Raw genomic sequence first — 19,078 nt, forward strand, 5'->3', positions numbered from 1 at the left:
ACAGCGATGACCGCGCCTGAAACCAAAATCGACTCTCCTGCCGGGATGCACATCACCGAGGAGAACAAGCTCAAGGGCTCGCTGTTCATCGAGGCCTACGGCAGTCTCATCGACGGCATCAGCAAGGACGCGGAGTCCGAGACCGAGAAGGCTCTCGACATCACGTTCAACGCCATCGGTGCGGCCTCGGCGACCGTGATGCTGGCGATCGACCCGCTGGGCAGCATCATCGGTGCCGGTGTCGGCTGGCTGATCGAGCACGTCTCGTTCCTGCGGGACGCCCTCAACCAGCTGATGGGCAACCCGGAGGAGATCCAGGCCAACGTCGAGGCGACCAAGGCGCGCGCGGCCGAGCTGCGCGTGCTGGCCGAGGACCACAAGAGCGGCCTCGCGACGTTCGACGGCTGGACGGGTGCGTCCTCGGAGAACTTCAAGAAGTCGATGGACGGCATGACGCAGGAGCTCGACGAGCTCGCGCAGGCCGTCGAGACCAAGGCCAAGATCGTCGCGATCATGGGCATGCTCGTCACGGTGCTGCGCGACATCGTCCGCGACCTGATCGCCCAGCTGATCGGTTCACTGATCGCCGGCGCGCTCATCGCGGCCGCCGCCGCGATCCCGACCTTCGGCGCCTCGATCGCGATCTTCGGCGGTTTCGCGGTCGGCAAGGCGGTCGCGCTCGGCGTGAACATCGCGTCCCGCGTGGCCCGCGTCGTCGCCGCCCTCGGCCGGCAGATGAAGCGCATCGGTGACCTCGACGACATCATGGAGAAGATCAGCAAGGGCTGGCAGCGCTTCGAGAACGTCGCCGACGTCGCCGAGATCGGCTACGAGGGCTACAAGGCCCAGGCCGGCGTCGACAAGAAGATCGACGAGGCGATGGCAGCCCGCCAGCCCGGTGGTGGCGGCGGAACTACGGCCAGTGCCACGGCCACGCCGCACAATACGGTCCTGAACAGGACCGTCGCTCAGCCGGACAATGCGGTCAGGGAGATGAACCAGCTGGCCCCGATGCAGACCAACACTGCCAGGGAGATGAACCAGCTCGCCCCGATGCAGACCAACACTGCCCAGGCGTACGAACGGGGCATGGTCGCCGAGCGGGCAGTGATGGAGCCGGCGCAGACGCTCCACCGGGCAGTGATGGAGCCCGAGCAGACGCTCCATCGGACACTGGCGGAGCCGGCCCAGACGTTCCATCGGTCAGTAGCCCCGCAGCAGACGTTCGAGGCACTGGCCCCGATGCAGCCAGTCGAACAGGGCACCCCGGCCCACACCGTCCATGCGCGGCTAGAGCCGATGCAGACCGGGGAGCGAATGCACGAACAGCTGCAGCCGATGCAGACCGGGGAACGGATGGGTGCGGCCTCGGACTCCACGATGGCGTCCGGCGTCAGCATGACCGCGGGGACTCCAGCCCACGAGCCCATCCAGCCGATGCAGGCGCGCGAGATGTACATCAGCAACGAGACCCCGTCGGAGCCGTTGCAGGGCTCCTACGAGCCGTTGGCGCGGACCCAGATGTCGCACGCGTACGACGCTCTCGAGCCGTCGCATCCTGTCCAGGCCTTCTCGCGCGTCGAGGACGAGCAGCCCGTCTACGAGAGCGTCAACCCGCTCATGGCGGCTGAGCGGGTGGAGCCGACCGCGGCCTACGAGGCGGGCAGCCAGGCCGGCGGTGCCGCGGCACCGCCCCTGCGGGCCGCCGCCGCCTTCGAGCGCCCGGTCCGGCCAACAGAGTAAGTCCAGCCAACAGCCGGGATCCCAGGGTTCCGCTTTGTTCTGACGTAGCACTGGAGAATCGCCGCTCATGGCCAAGGGGAACGTTCCGCCTCCCAGCCCGTCGTCCAACCCGCCGGTGAACACGACGCCGTCCCCCTCGGCGACGCCGCCACCCACCGGAACGGGTGGCGGCGGCCCCACCGGCAACAGCGGCTTCTCCGTGAACGACTCCTCGATGCAGGGGTTGCAGAACAAGGCGGGTGACCTGGGGTCCCGGCTGTCGGGCATCGCCGGAGGCCTGCGCGGCCTGAACTTCAGCGGCAACGCGCTCGGCCCCATCGGCCTGTTCGCGGTGCCGGCGCTCAACGCGTCCAACGAGAACGCGGTCTCGCAGGCGGACCGGGGCGCCAAGGCGTTCACCGACGTGCAGGGCGGTCTGAAGGCGACGCACCAGACCTTCGTCAACACGGACCAGAGCCAGCAGAGCAACTTCAAGTCGCTCGACCCGTCCACCGACGCGAAGAACGTGCGCGGCGGTGCCAACAACACGCCGGGAAACGTCGCCCCTGGCGGCCCCACGGTCAGCAACCCGCAGTCGAACAAGGGCGGCGCCCTTGGCACCGCGCCGCCCGGCGCCAAGGGACCGGGCGGCAGTCAGGTCTCCACGGCACCGAACCTCAAGGGCGGCACCGGTGCCACACCGGGCGGCGCCAAGGGACCGGGCGGCGGTCAGGTCTCCACGGCACCGAACCTCAAGGGCGGCGCCGGCGCGACCCCCGGCGCCAAGGGCCCCGCGCCCTACACCCCGTCAGCACCCGGCTACACGGCCCCCGGCAACGCCGGCGGCAAGGGCGGCACCGGCGCGACGCCAGGCGTGAACACGGCAGGCGGGCCCGCTGCCGGCGCCGCGCCCAACCTCAAGGGCGGCGCCGGTGCCACGCCGGGCGCCAAGGGCCCCGCGCCCTACACGCCGTCAGCACCCGGCTACACCAACCCCGGCAACGCCGGCGGCAAGGGCGGCACTGGCGCGACATCCGGCGTGAACACGGCCCGCGGGCCCGCTGCCGGCGCCGCGCCCAACCTCAAGGGCGGCACCGGCGCGACCCCCGGCGCCAAGGGCCCCGCGCCCTACACCCCGTCAGCACCCGGCTACACCAACCCCGGCAACGCCGGCGGCAAGGGCGGCACCGGCGCGACATCCGGCGCGAACACGGCCCGCGGGCCCGCTGCCGGCGCCGCGCCCAACCTCAAGGGCGGCACCGGCGCGACCCCCGGCGCCAAGGGCCCCGCGCCCTACACCCCGTCAGCACCCGGCTACACCAACCCCGGCAACGCCGGCGGCAAAGGCGGCACCGGCACCACGCCCGGCGCCGCCGGCGCGACCCCTCCCGGCGGCGGCGCCAAGGGCCCCGCGTCCTTCACGCCGACGGCGCCCGGTTACAACAACCCCGGCAACGCCGGGAACTCTGGCAACTCCGGCGGAGCGGCCGGCACCAAGCCCGCCGTGACCGCTCCTGGCCCGCAGAACGCCGCGCCACCGCCTCCCCGCGGCGGCGCGATGCCACCCGGCATGGCGCCACCCATGGCCCCGCCGATGGGTGGCGCGACGCCCGGTGCGGCCGGCGGCGAGCGAGGCGGCAGCAAGTACGGCACCGGCGGCGCGAAAGGCGTGTTCGACGCGCCCAAGCCCCCCACGCCCGACAGCACCATCTCCAAGGCCCCGCCGACCTCGTCCTCGACTCCCCCGCCCGCGCCGAAGCCCACTCCCCTCGTCCCGCCGACCGGCGGTACGACGCCCGGTTCCACGCCGGGTGGCACCACGCCCGGTGGCACCACGCCGGGCGGTTCCACGCCGGGTGGCGCGACCCCCGGCGCCGCCACGCCGAAGCCGGGCGGGATCCCCAGCACCCCTGCCCCGACGACGCCCGGCGGACAGAGCGCCGTCAGCACCCCGCCCCAGAGCGCGGGCCCGCGTGGCGGCGCGACCCCCAGCGTGGCGCCTCCCCCCGCGGCCGCGGGGGGCATGGCCCCGCCGATGGCACCGGGAGCGACGCCCGGCGCGGCCGGCGGCGAGCGTGGCGGCAGCAAGTACGGCACCGGCGGCGCGAAGGGCGTGTTCGACGCGCCCAAGCCCCCCACCCCTGACAGCACCATCACCAAGGCCCCACCGGCCACCACGCCCTCGACGCCACCCCCGGCGCCGAAGCCGACGCCGCTGTCCCCGCCCCCGGCCGCGACCGCTCCCCCGGTGGCCGCCCCGAACACCGCGCCGCCCGCCCAGTCCCGGCCGGGCACGCCACCCGTGTCGACGCCGCCTCCCGCCGCGAACGTGCCGCCGCCCGCCCAATCGCGCCCGGCTCCCATCGCGCCACCGATGCCGTCGCCCGCGCCGAACACGAACGTGCCGTCGGCGCGCCCGGACACCACGCCGTCCGCGCAGCCACCGCGCTCTGACGCACCACCCGCACAGACGCGCCCCGCACCGCCCGCCAACGTGCCACCGATCAACGCGCCGTCGCCCACGCCGAACGTCAACACCCCCTCGGCCAACGTCCCGCCGGCGAACACCCCGTCTCCCCGTCCGGAGACGACGCCGTCGGCGCAGCCGCCGCGCACCGACGCACCACCCGCGCAGACGCGCCCCGCACCGCCCGCCAACGTGCCACCGATCAACGCGCCGTCGCCCACGCCGAACACGCCGCCGGTCAACACGCCGCCGGTCAACGCGCCGAACCCGACCACCCCGCCGGTCAACACCCCCTCGGCGAACCCGCCGAATCCCAGCACGCCGTCGCCCCGGCCGGAGACGAACGTCCCGCCGGTTCAGGCGAAGCCGGACGTCCAGGCGAACCCGAAGCCCGACACCAACGCCCCTCCCGTCCAGACGCGCCCCACCCCGGCACCGGCCGTCAACACGCCGCCGGTCAACACGCCGAATGTCAACACGCCCCCGGCGAACGTCCCACCGGTCAACGCGCCCACGAACGTCCCGAGTGCCGACGTCCCACCGGCGAACTCACCGAAGCCCGACACGACAGGCCCGAACCCCAAGGGCCCCAACACCGACCCTGCCAACCCCACCGTCCAGTCGCGCCCGGCCCCCGGCCCCACCCCGGCCGTCCCGTCGCCGAACACCACCACGACCCCCAGCGCGGCACCCGACCTCGTCGTCGCCCCACCGCTGCCCACCCCGGCGCCGAACACCACGAACAACAACCCGGGCACCAGCGCGAAACCCAACCCGAACCCCACCGTGGTGCCGCGCACGCACCCCGCGGCCGACAACTTCCAGGCTCAGACGCGCCCGGAGGGCAAGGGCCGCAAGCGCGCCGCCATCAAGAAGTACGTCGGCTACAACTCCATCAGGGGCCTGTTCGACAAGGGCAACACCACCCCGGCCCCAGCTCCGAGCACCAGCCAGAACCCGAACACCGACACCGACGCGAACCAGAACGCCAACGCCAACGCCGACACGAACACCGGCACGCGGCAGACCCGTCCGGCGCCGACGCCGAACCCCGCCATCCCGATGACCACGACGGCGCCGCAGCCGGTCGGCCAGGTCCCGGACACGAACCTGCCGAGCTTCTTCCAGGACAACAAGGCGCTCGGTTCGATCACGCCGACCGACGTGCGTGGCGCCGACGCGGTCGTGGCCGAGATCCAGGGCATCAATCCGGACGACCAGGCCCGCATCAAGAACGCGCTGGAGAACGACTTCGAGACGTTCCTCGACCGCGGCCGCAACTTCCAGGTGAAGATCGGCGGCAGCTGGTTCGAGGCGAACATCCGCGCCGAGATGCGCGCGGACGCCGACACCGAGGTCAAGGCCGACGCCGATACCAAGGTGGACAAGAACTTCCAGGCCGCCGCCGCGTCCACCACCACGAACACCATCGCCACGTCCAACGACGTCGGCGCCTCGGCGACGGCCGGTGTCGCGATGGGCCCGTACGGCTCGCTCGGCGGCAAGGCCGCACTGGCCACGCCCGCGGTCTCGCAGGCGACCACCAACTCGATCACGGAGCAGCGCGCGATCAAGGGGTCGGACGACGGCTCCAAGAAGGTCACCGTCCCGGTCTCCTACGAGATCACGCTGACCGACGCGAGCGGGAACCCGAAACCGTCCACGACCGTCGACACCGGCACGGACGTCACGCTGCAGATTCCGGCGGACCTCAGCACGATCGTCGACTCCGGCAAGACCTCCGCCGCGGTCAAGCCGGCCGACGCCGGGTGGGGCGCCAAGGTCGAGAACGCGGTGCCGGAAGCCGTGGTGGTCAAGGATTCCGGCAAGGCGTTCTCCGACGTCGCGAGCAAGCTGCACCCGTCGATCACGAAGGTCGGCTCGCCCGGCCGCGAGACGCTGCAGAACTTCCTGAGTCCCACCTCGATCCGCACCAACCTGCCGGCGATGCTAGGCGGGTTCGTCACCTCGCCCGACCTGACCAGCCCGCATGCCAGCAAGGGCGCGGCGGTGCAGATGACCGCGACGCTCAAGGACGCGAAGCTGGTCGGCGTGCACGACACCGCGGCGCTGGACCTGAAGGACACCTCGGCCTGGGGCAGCAGTGTGTCCGCTGCCACCAAGACCGGGTTCGACGTGACCGCCGGGTTCGGCGGCAACATCGGCGTGGCCGGCCAGGTCGGCGGCACGGTCGGCGCCACGGCCACCTACTCCGCGCGCACCGCGGAGGGCGTGAACGCGGGGTCGAGCAGCAGCCAGAAGACCGGAATCGGCGTCAAGAACGAGACCGGTCTCTACGAGGTCACGGCCGAGGTCGAAGTCCGCACCCCGGCCGGTGACAGCGTCAAGGTCGAAGTGACCACGCACATGCGCATGGGCCTGCACGAGGCCGGCGCCGCGGGTCTGCCCACGCCGGACGGCACCAGGAACACCACCACCGACCCTGCCACCGCGGACACCAGGTTCCTGCCGCCCTACGTCGCCGACACGCTCGCGGCCGGCAACGCCAAGGTCGGCGAGTTCGTGCCGGCCACCAAGGTGCAGGGCCAGGTCGAGGGCGCGCTGCGCGACCTGCCCGGCCTCGGCAAGTTCCTGCCGACCTGGAACAACCCGGACGCGAACCCGCGCTCCAGCAAGGGCCAGGGCTACGCCGACGTGGCCGAGCAGCTCGCGAACCAGCGCAAGCTGACCGCGAACCTCTCCCCCGCCGCGTTGAAGGCGAACATGGACAGCCTGCTCGGTCCGGGCGTCCAGGTGCAGCTGAAGAACACCGGCAAGACGACGAACACCTACCTCAACGTCACCGTCAAGGCGAAGCTGAGCAACCCCAAGCACCTCGGCCAGGCCGACGCGCGCCCGGTCAGCAACTCCACCACGACCGGCCCGAAGCTCGACGCCAACACCAGCACCACCAAGGGCTGGACCGGTGGCGTGCAGGGCAGGGCGAACATCCCGATCAAGGCCGGTGGCGCCCGGCTCATCCCGATGCCGCAGGCCGGTGTGTCCTACAGCCACTCGTGGACGGACAAGGTGTCGGCCGGACCGGCGGTCTCGAGCACCTCGTCGAACCCCGGCAGCCCCGACGCGCAGGTGTTCCAGCAGGACGTCGAGTTCGAGATCGAGATCACCGAGTTCACCCGGCCCCGCACCTGGGTGCGCAGCATCGTGCCCGGCGCGCCCGGCTACCATGCGCCCGAGGCGAAGACGGTCGCCAAGACCGGCGCGGGCCTGGACAAGATCGACGGCAAGGTCAACCTCTGGGTGTCGGACGGCTCCACCCTCAAGACCGACCCCGGCGACGGGTTCAAGCCCGGTGACCCCAAGGCGACGAAGCTGGACGACTCGCCGACCATCAAGGACCTCCTGAACCCCAAGGAGCCGCGGCCGAAGTCGCCGAAGTTCCTCAACGTCGAGGCGATCGCGAACACGGCCGCGTTGCGCGACCACGCGATCGACACGATCAACCGCGCGGCCGGTGGCGACTCGGCGCTGACCGTGCCGGGCACCGCGGCCCGCGCCCAGATCGACAAGATGTTCGCCCCGGAGAACCTCAAGGCGAACCTGCAGCGCATGATCGAGACCGGCGTGCAGGAGCAGGGCCTCAAGCACGACCGCCGCATCAACGAGCGTTCCGGCGCCATCGGCATGTCCGTGAAGCTGGGCAAGGCGACGCTGGTGGCCGTTTCGGACACCACCAGCACCGAGAACTCGGTCAGCGGTGGGTACAAGGCCGGTGAGTCGTCCTCGACCAGCAGGTCGGTCGACCTCACCGCCGGCATCAACGTGCCGGTGCGTCCCAACGTCACGCCGCCGACCGCCGAAACGCCGTCGCAGCCCAGCGGATCCGGCGGTGCCGCGGTCACCGGCAAGGTGACGCCGTGGTCGGACAGCAAGACGTCGTCGAAGGAGATCGGCGGCAACGTCGACCGAGGCAGGACCACCCCCGCTGACGCGCGGACCGTGCTGGTCCAGATCGACGCCGAGGTCACCATCATCACTGAGAGCCGCGCCGGGAACTTCCTGCACGGTGGCACGCCGAACGCCGAAGGCGTGAAGGTCGACATGCCGAAGTCGATCTTCATGAGCGTGTCCGAGGACGTCGCGCGGGAACTGGGCGTGCTGCCCGACGTCGCGTCGAAGGTGCCCAAGCCGGAATTCCCGAAGATGGCGCCGCCGTCGACGGTGGCGGCCAACGAGCCCGGCGCGATCGGTCTGTCCGATGTGGAGACGGTCCCGGACCTCTCCGGCGTGGTCAACGACCTCACGAACCAGCTCTCCACGAACACCAAGAAGTTCGGCAGCGGTTCGCTGATCCCGGACTCGGTGTTGCAGGACTCGATGAGCAACCTGCAGCGCATCGTCGACCTGAACTCGCCGACGAGCGTGAAGGCGATGATCGACAGCGCGCTGGACGGCGGCGTGCCGCTGCTGGTGCACCAGCCGGGCACGTTCGGCAAGGACTCCTACCAGGTCACGCTGCGGGCCAAGGCGGACACGCCGAAGTTCGACAAGGTCGTCAACGACGGCGTCGAGATGAGCCACAACTCCGGCGGCTCCCGCAAGGAGAGCGACGGCCAGGGCCGCGGCACCGGCTGGGGCCTCGGCGTGCGGGCACCGGGTCTGGCCGCGCCGGGCAGCGCGAACCCCAACGTCTCGGGCACCGCGGGTCTCAGCGCGGGCGCGAACGTCGGTGCGAGCACGAGCAGCTCGGTGACGACCTCGACCAACGAGGCGTTCAGCAACACGCGCACCGCGAGCGGGCCGGCGGCGCAGTACACCGTGCCGATCGAGTTCGAGCTCGTCGTCGAACGCGGTGACAAGGTCGTCGCGAAGGCCGCGAGCGGCAAGCAGGAGATGGTGATCCGCACGCACGCGGACAACCAGAAGGTCGCGGGCAGTGCGGCCCCTCAGCCGTACATGTCCGCGGCGAGCAGGCGCGGCAGCGAGTTCGGCACCCCGGAGGCGACGCTCGCCTTCCAGCAGGACAGCCGTGCCTCGCACCTGCCCCCAACCGCGTCGGTGGAGAGCTGGCGTGGTGCCGGGGACCTGCGCGACGCCGGGGTGATGGTGATGGAGGCGGCGGGCGCCGGCAAGGGCCTGACCGGCAAGGGCACGGGCTCGCTCAACAGCCTGTTCTCGACGCTGAGCCCGGAGAACCTGCAGCCGCACCTGCCGTCGATGCTATCGGGCCCGCTGGACGTGCCTGGCCTGAAGGAAGCGGCGCTGACCTTCGGGCAGGACGCCGAAGTCAAGGTCTACGCGAAGCTGGTGAACCCGCAGCTGGAGTCGCTCAGCGACGACGTCAAGATCGAGACGCCGCTGACCACGAAGACCACCGACACCTCCAGCGAGGCCAAGGTGTCCGAGACCGCCGACGTGTCGGTCGGTCTCGCGCAGGGCAGCGCGTTGATCAAGCAGGGCGACCCCAAGGACACCGTCAGCTTCGGCACCGGCGGTGTCGAGCTGCGGCACGCGGGTGAGGACTCCTCCGCGGTGTCCGGCGGTCCCGCGCAGGCCCAGGGCGGCAACGTCAAGCCCAAGGACGGCTCACGCACCGGGCTCGTGCGGTTCGGCATGGAGTACCGCATGGTCGCGAAGATCGGCGGCAAGGTCGGCGTCGTCGACCTGACGGTTCCCAACTCGGCCGGCGTGCGCCTGCCCGCCAGCGAGGTCGAGTCCCTGCTGAAGCACGACTTCGCCGACTCGTTGAAGAACGCCCAGGCCGACGTCAAGAAGGCGGCCGACGACTGGCGCACCGCCGAGAAGGACGTCGAGGCGGCCCGCCACGAGGCCCAGGACGCCATCAACAACGCCGCCGCCGTGCTGGCGAAGACCGACAAGCCGCACGCCGATGCCGAGACGGCGATGAACGCGGCGGTCAAGACGCATGTCGATGCCGAGGCCAAGCTCGAGGCGCAGCAGACGGCATACGACACCGCCCTGGCGGACGCGGACGGGACGCGCGCGACGATCGAAGAGCTCAACCTGCGGATCACGTCGCTGCAGCGGGAGGAGCTGTCGGCCAAGACCGCCCTCGACAACGCCCAGGCAGGCGGTGCGCCGAAGGCCGAACTCGACCGGCACGCGCAGAAGGCCGACGTCGCGCACACCGCGCTGACCGACGCCCAGCAGCAGCTCACCAACGCCCACGCGGGCCTCGACGCGCAGCGCCAGGCAGTAGCCGACGCCCGCGCCGAGCTCCAGGCGCAGAAGAATGTCGTCGCCGAGACTGGCGCCGCCCGCACCGCGCCCGAAGAGGCGCACAAGAAGCTCTCGGACGAGCGCGCCGCGGCACAGAAGGCGATCACGGACGCGGAGACCAAGCTCGACAAAGCCCGGAACGACGCGGACACCAAGCAGCAGCAGTGGTGGGACGCCAAGGCGAAGGTGGACCGCGAAGTCGACGCCTTCAACACGGCGTCGCAGGCCCCGCCGCCCGCGCCGCCCGCGCCGGCCGCGCCCACCGACGCGTCCGTGGCGGAATCCAGCCCCAACGCCGCCGACACGACCACGTCACATCCCGCACCGCCGACCGCACCGCCCGCACCGCCCGCGCCCACCGCACCGCCCGCGCCCACCGCACCCACCGACGCGTCCGAGGCGGAATCCAGCCCCAACGCCACCAACACGACCACGTCACATCCCGCACCGCCGACCGCACCGACCGCACCCACCGACGCGTCCGTGGCGGAATCCAGCCCCAACGCCGCCGACACGACCACGTCACATCCCGAACCGCCGACCGCACCGCCGACCGCACCGCCCGCGCCCACCGCACCCACCGACGCGTCCGTGGCGGAATCCAGCCGCAACGCCACCAACACGACCACGTCACATCCCGCACCGCCGACCGCACCGCCCGCACCGACCGCACCGCCCGCGCCGCCCGCACCCACCGACGCGTCCGAGGCGGAATCCAGCCCCAACGCCACCAACACGACCACGTCACATCCCGCACCGCCGACCGCACCGACCGCACCGACCGCACCCACCGACGCGTCCGTGGCGGAATCCAGCCGCAACGGCGCCGACACGACCACGTCACATCCCGCACCGCCGCCCGCGAAGGGTGATGAGGGCAAGGCTGACGCACCGGTCGCGTCCCCGCCCCCCGCACCGCCGCTGCCGCCCACCCGCAAGAAGGACGGTTCGACGCAAGGTTCCGGCGCCGATGCGGGTCTGTTCGGCACGGCAGCGCCTGACTCCTCGGCGTCCGGTAGCGAGCCGAAGACCACCGACCCGGATGGTGCTCCGAAGGCCGCCGCTGTCCCGGATTCCCGCGACGCGCAGCCCCAGCCGCTTGATGAGGTGGGTGCCGATCAGCCATTGCCGAAGCTCAAGCGCACCGTGCTCGAGGACGAGAGCTGGCGGCACTTCCCCGGCGAGACGGCGCCGTGGATGGTGCCGGCGGAGCGCCCGTTGCACCGCGACCAGTGGAAGCACCTGCGCAGCGAGGCTGAGGGCACCTTCACCCACGTCGAGTCCGAGCTCGTCGCCGTAGTCACCGACGCACCGCTGGTGACTGACGCCCAGGGTCGTCAACGGCCCGCGTTCACGTCTGAGATCGTTCCGGTGCGTCATGACGTCCGCCGCATCGAGGTCGAACCAGGACGATGGGTCAAGGAGTTCACCCTCAAAATCCAACTCGCCGTGCAGCCCGGCGTGGACCCGGCTCGGGTCCCGCAGCTCAAAACCGACGCCGCCCGCGGCGTGGACCGCATGTACAACCAGGGCTACCGGATGCCCGACGGCGACCAGTTCCACGTCCGGGTCGAGTTCACCGACGACCCCGCGGCGGCATACCAGCACGTCAACGTATGGCCCGACAGGGACCGGCTCACCCACGACCAATGGAGCACCGGCGCCAACCCGCAAGACCTCGCACACGAGCTCGGCCACTACGGCTTCGGCCTGTTCGACGCCTACAAGCACCCCGTTGCCGCCCTGCAGAACAAACCGGCCGGCGCCTCCCACAAGGGCCGTGACGGCAAGGACGTCGCAGAGGTGTCCAACAGGGTGATCCGTGACGAGGACAGCGGCCTGATGTCACTGTCCTACCGTCCCGACACCGTCCTGCGCCCGCGCGAACTCTGGCAGATCGCACGGAACCTCGTCGACACCACGAAGATCATCCCGGAAACACCCCACGTGGCGCCGGACGGCAACAGCCCAGCACCCGAACAGTCGATGTTCGCCCGTGCCACCGCCGGAGACATCGACGCCATCAGCACTCTCGCCGCCGAAGGACACCAAGCCTCCCTGCGCGACCTCACCCAACTCGCCACCGAAGGCAACGCACAAGCACACCAGTCACTCGTCGCGCTGGCCGCCCAAGGCGAACTCCACGCCCTCGACGGCCTCGCCCGCGCCGGGCACAACACCGCACACACCGAACTCGACGGCCGCACCCCGGTCCAGACGCTCGCCCAGCTCAGCAGCCAGCCCGTCCCGAACAAACTCGCAAGGGCATTGCTGACCAACCTGGCCGGGGACGGCAACCTCCACGTCCTGCCCGCGATGATCGATCACAGCGACGTCCCAGGCCTTGCCGAGCTGGCCAAAGCCGGCAACCACGACGCCCACACGGCGATCAAAACACTCGCAGGCAGCGGCAACCAGAACGCCGTCAAATCCCTCCACGACAACCAGGACGTCCCCGGCCTCGTCGAAGCCGCCAAAGCCGGCAACCCAGACGCCCACACCGCACTCAAAAACCTCGCCCGCAACAACAACGCCACAGCGGCCCAGGTACTGGCCGACGCCGGCGACGTCACCGGACTCGTCGAAGCAGCCGGCACAGAAGGCCCCGCCTACGAAGCAGTCAAAACCTTCGCCGGCCAAGGCAACACGACCGCACTGGCCAAAGTCGTCGACAACGCCGACATCCCCACACTCACCACACTCACCCAAGCGGGCAACACCAACGCCTACACCGCACTCAAAACACTCGCAGGCACCGGCAACACCGACGCCGTCAAAACCCTCCACGACAACAACGACATCCCCGGCCTCACCGAAGCCGCCAAAGCCGGCAACCCAGACGCCCACACCGCCATCAAGAAATTCGCCGGTGAAGGCAACACCGACGCCGTCAAGGTGCTGGCCGACGCCGGCGACATCCAGGCCCTCGTCGACGCAGCCACCCAGGACGGCCCCGCCTACGAAGCGGTCAAAACCTTCGCCGCCAACGGCGACACCACCGCACTCACCAAAGTCATCGCAGTCGCCGACATCCCCACACTCACCACACTGACCCAAGCGGGCAACACCAACGCCTACACCGCACTCAAAACACTCGCAGGCAGCGGCAACCACAACGCCGTCAAAACCCTGCACGACAACCAGGACGTCCCCGGCCTCGTCGAAGCCGCCAAAGCCGGCAACCCAGACGCCCACACCGCACTCAAAAACCTCGCAGGCAGCGGCAACCAGAACGCCGTCAAATCCCTCCACGACAACCAGGACGTCCCCGGCCTCGTCGAAGCCGCCAAAGCCGGCAACCCAGACGCCCACACCGCACTCAAAAACCTCGCCCGCAACAACAACGCCACAGCGGCCCAGGTACTGGCCGACGCCGGCGACGTCACCGGACTCGTCGAAGCAGCCGGCACAGAAGGCCCCGCCTACGAAGCAGTCAAAACCTTCGCCGGCCAAGGCAACACGACCGCACTGGCCAAAGTCGTCGACAACGCCGACATCCCCACACTCACCACACTCACCCAAGCGGGCAACACCAACGCCTACACCGCACTCAAAACACTCGCAGGCACCGGCAACACCGACGCCGTCAAAACCCTGCACGACAACCAGGACGTCCCCGGCCTCGTCGAAGCCGCCAAAGCCGGCAACCCAGACGCCCACACCGCACTCAAAAACCTCGCCCGCAACAACAACGCCACAGCGGCCCAGGTACTGGCCGACGCCGGCGACGTCACCGGACTCGTCGAAGCAGCCGGCACAGAAGGCCCCGCCTACGAAACAGTCAAAACCTTCGCCGGCCAAGGCAACACGACCGCACTGGCCAAAGTCGTCGACAACGCCGACATCCCCACACTGACCGACTTCGCCGGAAAGAACGTGCCCAACGCCCTGGAAGGTCTGCGACACCTGGCGAACACCGGCAACAGGAACGCCATCCAAGTACTAGCCGATCTCGGCGACACCAACGCACGCGCCTTCCTCCAGCAACAAGCGAACAACACCGGCGCCAATGCGGGTCTGTTCGGCACCGCAGCGCCTGACTCCCCGGCATCCAATTGGGCTCCGAAGACCACCGCCCCAGACGGCACGGACGCGCGGCAGCAGCCACGCGCGCCGCAGCGGAGGAACTCCGACGACTTCGAGGCGCCGGGCAACTCCGAGGTGCCGGGCAACTCCGACAGGTCGGGTGACTCTGACAGGTACGACGACCAGGGCGGGTCGGCTCTCGACGACGACTACGCCGAGCAGACGGCTCAAGGGTCGAACGACGGGCCGAGCCGTGAGCAGGCAGAGCAGTACGCCCGCCAGATCGCCAACGACCTGAACCCAGCCGAAGCGCCCGGCGGCTTCTTCGACATGAACACCACTCCTGACCAGGAATGGCTCCTGGACGAACTCGAACCAGCAACACCAGACCACCAGAACGACTCGGCCCTCGAAGACGACCACGCCGATCAGAGCGGGACACGAGACCTCCTCGCCACAGAAGCCGAACAGGCTCGCGACTGGGCAACCCAAGAGCCGAACGACCTGAACCCAGCCGAAGCGTCCGGCGGCTTCTTCGACATGACCACCACACCAGGCCAGGAATGGCTCCTGGACGAACTCGAACCAGAACCCCTGAACGACCACGACGGATCAGCCCTCGAAGACGACTACGCCGATCAGAGTTGGACACGAGACCTCCTCGCCGCAGAGGCGGACCAGGCTCGCGACTGGATGGCTCAAGAGTCGAACGACGGGCAGAACCGCGAGCAGGCACAAGAAATCGTCACGCGCACGGCCGATTCGGAGATCCTCGGCGACGACCAGGTCCGGACCGATCTGACGGATGTCATCGCGGCCGAGTTGACCGGCGGGCTGTCCTACGAGCAGGCAGAGCAATACGCCCGCCAGATCGCCAACGACCTGAACCCAGCCGAAGCGCCCGGCTCCGGCGATCAGAACGATCCCGGGGCGAACGAGGGCGGGGCTTCAGCGTCGACGAACTACCGCCAGGCACGGGCACACCTTCGAGCCGCGAAGGCCGACCCGAAACTCCGGATGTTCATGATGGAGGTGGCCGCGGGCGCTTTCACCGGCAAACGAGGTGCGGGTGGCCGGGTCACCGTACGGGGAGAAGAACTGGCCGACCTGCGGAGCTCCGTGGCCGAGTTCCGTGAGCTCTCGGCACCGCTGCGGTTCGCCGGCGGGCAGCAACCGGTGACGGTGTACCGCGCCGTGCGCATGGCTCAGGAAGCGCGAGCCGACGACGTCTTCGTCGAACGTCTGCCCTCCTCCACCACTCACGAACTCGATTTCGCGAAGGCGTGGACGGACAACCGCGGAGGCGGCCGCAACTACGTGATCTTCGAGATGTCCGTTCCGGCCGAACACCGAACCATGGCGTTGTCCTACCCGGCGGGCGAACGCGGCAGGCCCGGTGACCCCGCCGAGATCAACGCCGAGCAGTCCGAGGTCGTGGTCGGTCCGACGAGGCTGCGCGTCACAGGCCGGCGCGAAGAGGACGGCCACACGATCATTTCGGTCGGCGCCGAGGAACTCTCCGCACAGGAGATCGACACGCTCCTGTCCGAAACCGGGTCGACATTGCCGATACCCACAGCGTTCGAGCTGCTGAGCGACTTCTTCGGCGACAAGAGCAAACTGCGCAACGCCTATCCGGACATGCTGGGCGACGCGGTCATCGAAACCTCGAACAATCCTGATGGCTCGAACAATCCGGGTGGAACGACAACCACGATCAGCAAGCCCGGAGCAGACGCCGCCCTCACCGTCGAAGTCACGACACACATCCTGCAGGACGTTCCGACCGTGAGCGTGTCCATCACCGACACCGGCAGCAACGCGCGCCGGATACTCACATTCGACAGCCAGAACCTGGACACGATCGCCACGGATCTCCAGGACGGCACTCTCGAGAACTCCGAGACCTTCGAGTCGCTGATCTGGCCGTTCGAGTGGTACTCGCTTCCCGTTGCCCACACCAATGCGGGTCTGTTCGGCACGGACGCGCAGCAGCCTCACGCGCCGCAGCGGCGAAACTCCGACGACTTCGAGGTGCTGGACGAGTCGGACTGGTCCGACGGGTCCGACTGGTACGAGGTACCGACGGCAGACGCGACGAAGCCGGATGCCAGTGCCGGTGCCAGCAAGAAGGCAGACGAGCAGGCCGCCGAGGCCGCGTTGCAGGCTGCGCGGGCGAGCTTCCAGGCCGCGCGGACCGAGCTGCGCGCGGCACGCGACGAGGAAACCGACGCGTCGGCCGAGGTGAAGAAGAGCCGCTGGCGCAGCTACGCCATCACCGCCATGGCGGACGCCTTGACGCGGCAAACCGACGCTCGCGCGCGGCTGCGCGACGCCAAGCGCAACTTCCAGACCGCGGAACAGAACCTGAACGCGGCGTCACAGGACCGTGTCGCCCGCTCGACCGGCGTCGAGCGCCCAGCCCCACGCTCGATCATCGAAGACCGATCGTGGCTGCACAGCGACGCACCGGCCGCAGCATGGTCCCGGCCACTCGAGCCGGTGTCACAGGCCGACATCGAACGCCATCGTGACCGGGCGCCCGTCGCCAAGGTGAACACGATCTACACCGACGCCAGGGATCACGACGGCAACGGGAACTACTCCACTCCGCAGGGCCCCCTGCACGCCTTCGAAGGCCGGCTCGCCTACGACATGCGCAGGTTCACCGTCGACGGCGTCCCCGTGCGCGACCTCACCGTCAAGGTCCACCTCGACCTGCCGCCCTCGGTGACACGCGAACGCGCCGCCGATCTCCAGGCCCAGGTCCGCACCGGCGTCGACGACTTCTACAACCAAGGCCACCGCCTGCCCTCAGGAGACCAGCTCCACGTCACCGTCCAGTTCGTCTCGGCCAACGACGCCCACGGCACCATCAAAATCGTCGACACGCCCGGCCGCCACCGCTCCAGCCAGCAGAATTGGTGGATCGGCGCCTCCAACCAAACCTTCGCGCACGAGATCGGGCACTTCATCGGACTCAGCGACGAGTACCTCGACGACAGCACGATCTCCCGAAAGAACGCGACCTCATCGGGCGTGCACCACGACCACGCACCCATGACCGCCGCCTTCGAAGCTTCCGACGCCGAGATCAAACCCCGCAACCTCTGGAAGATCGAAAGGCGGGCCCTGGGCACCGGCACCCTGCCCGAACCCGCCTCCAGCAACTACCAGCACGCCGATCCCCAACCGACGCAGGACGGGGACCCGCTCGGCGATTCCGATCTCAGCTCCGATCCCGGCGACGCCGATCCTGACCTCCTCGCCGGACTCGACCCCGCCATCGACCTCGACGACGTGGACCTCGACGCCGTCCTCGACCTCGACGACGCGGACTTCGACACCGCCTTCGGTCTGCAACAGCCCGGAGAACCCACCCCGCCACAGCAGGTCGGCACACAACCGGCGGCAACGGAGGCACCGGCCCAGCGGCCGCTGCCGGCCTACCTCCGGGAAGTCAAGGCGCCCGGCACGATCGAGCCGGTCGAAGTCGACGGCGGCGCGAAAGCCGAAGCCGCCCTGACCGAACTGCTCCCGCCCCGCGAAGGCGTCACGCCGGAAGGGATCGACGAGGTCGGCGCCGCGCCGGCCCAGAACTTCGAGAGGATGACCGACCGGAGCCCGGCGAACGGCGAGCCGGTGCACGCCGAAGCCTGGCAGAACGCACACCTGCCCGGCGAGAGTCCGGCGGAGCTGCCGGGGGCCGCGACCGTGGTGAGCGAACGCGTCACCGACGCGATCGCGGGCCCGTGGCCCTCCACCGCCTCGCCGTCAGGTGACACGACGGCCGTTTCACAGCTGGTTTCCGAGTCCGAAGAGTCCACAACGGACTCCGGACGAGCGCAGTCGTCCCCCACCGGCGGACAGCCGGGGTCGAAGCGTTCACGCGACGAGTTCGAGGAACGCGGGCGCCTCGCCACCGATCAGCACGCCGTCGTCGAGCCGTTCCTGCCGCCGGCCAACGGGCAGACCGCGACAACGTGGAACCCGCCCAAGAAGGTGGAGACCCAGCTCGGCGCACCGCAGAAAGACCGGAACCCGGCCGTCTCCGCACCGATGCCCACGCCGTTCACCCAGCCGCAGGCGGGAATCCAGAAGGACCAGAAGGTCGTCGCGGCGCACGGGCTCGTGGCGTCCGACCACGTCAGCAACACGCAGCGCCAGTTGCGGTTCCTGAACGAGGACGTGCTGGCCCGCAGGCCCGCGCCCCCGACCACGGCGAACGGGCTGTACGCCGCCGTCGGGCAGGCGCGGGGCATCGACCCGGCGACGCTGCGCGGGCAGGTCGTGAGCCTGGCCGCAACCCATCAGGTCGTGACCAGGGCCGTTGCCGATTGGACCGTCAACCGGCCGATGCACCAGGGTCACCTGTACGGGGCGCTGGTGGAGAACCAGAACTGGCACCTGCAGTCCGACCCCGCCGAGAACAGTGGCGCGGGCAACGCACGCGACCTGGTCGGTCACCTGATCGCGACGCAGCTGAGCGTCAACGTGCGGATCCACCAGGCGGGCCACAACCCGGTCCTGCTGCGCCCGATGGGCCCGCTGTTCGAGGAGACCGTCGAGGTCGAGATGGTGATGGACGGCCGTCAGGTCACCTACCGGCCGTACCGGGCGCCCGGAGGACTACAGCCGGACGTGCCGATGCATTAGCGTGAC

2 protein-coding genes are annotated in these 19,078 nt (G+C 70.0%); both read left to right on the top strand.

The features are described 5' to 3' along the window. Positions 1–6: 6 nt before the first annotated feature. The gene (locus ACRSBM_RS19545; protein ID WP_434445051.1) at positions 7–1,743 is read left to right on the top strand and encodes a hypothetical protein; all 1,737 of its coding nucleotides are present in this window, start codon (positions 7–9) and stop codon (positions 1,741–1,743) included. Between the two features lie 67 nt (positions 1,744–1,810). Then, positions 1,811–19,072, top strand: a complete 17,262-nt coding sequence (locus tag ACRSBM_RS19550; protein WP_434445052.1) for a hypothetical protein — start codon at positions 1,811–1,813, stop codon at positions 19,070–19,072. The last annotated feature ends 6 nt before the right edge of the window (positions 19,073–19,078 follow it).

The organism is Lentzea xerophila (assembly GCF_051094245.1).
Lineage (GTDB): Bacteria > Actinomycetota > Actinomycetes > Mycobacteriales > Pseudonocardiaceae > Lentzea > Lentzea xerophila.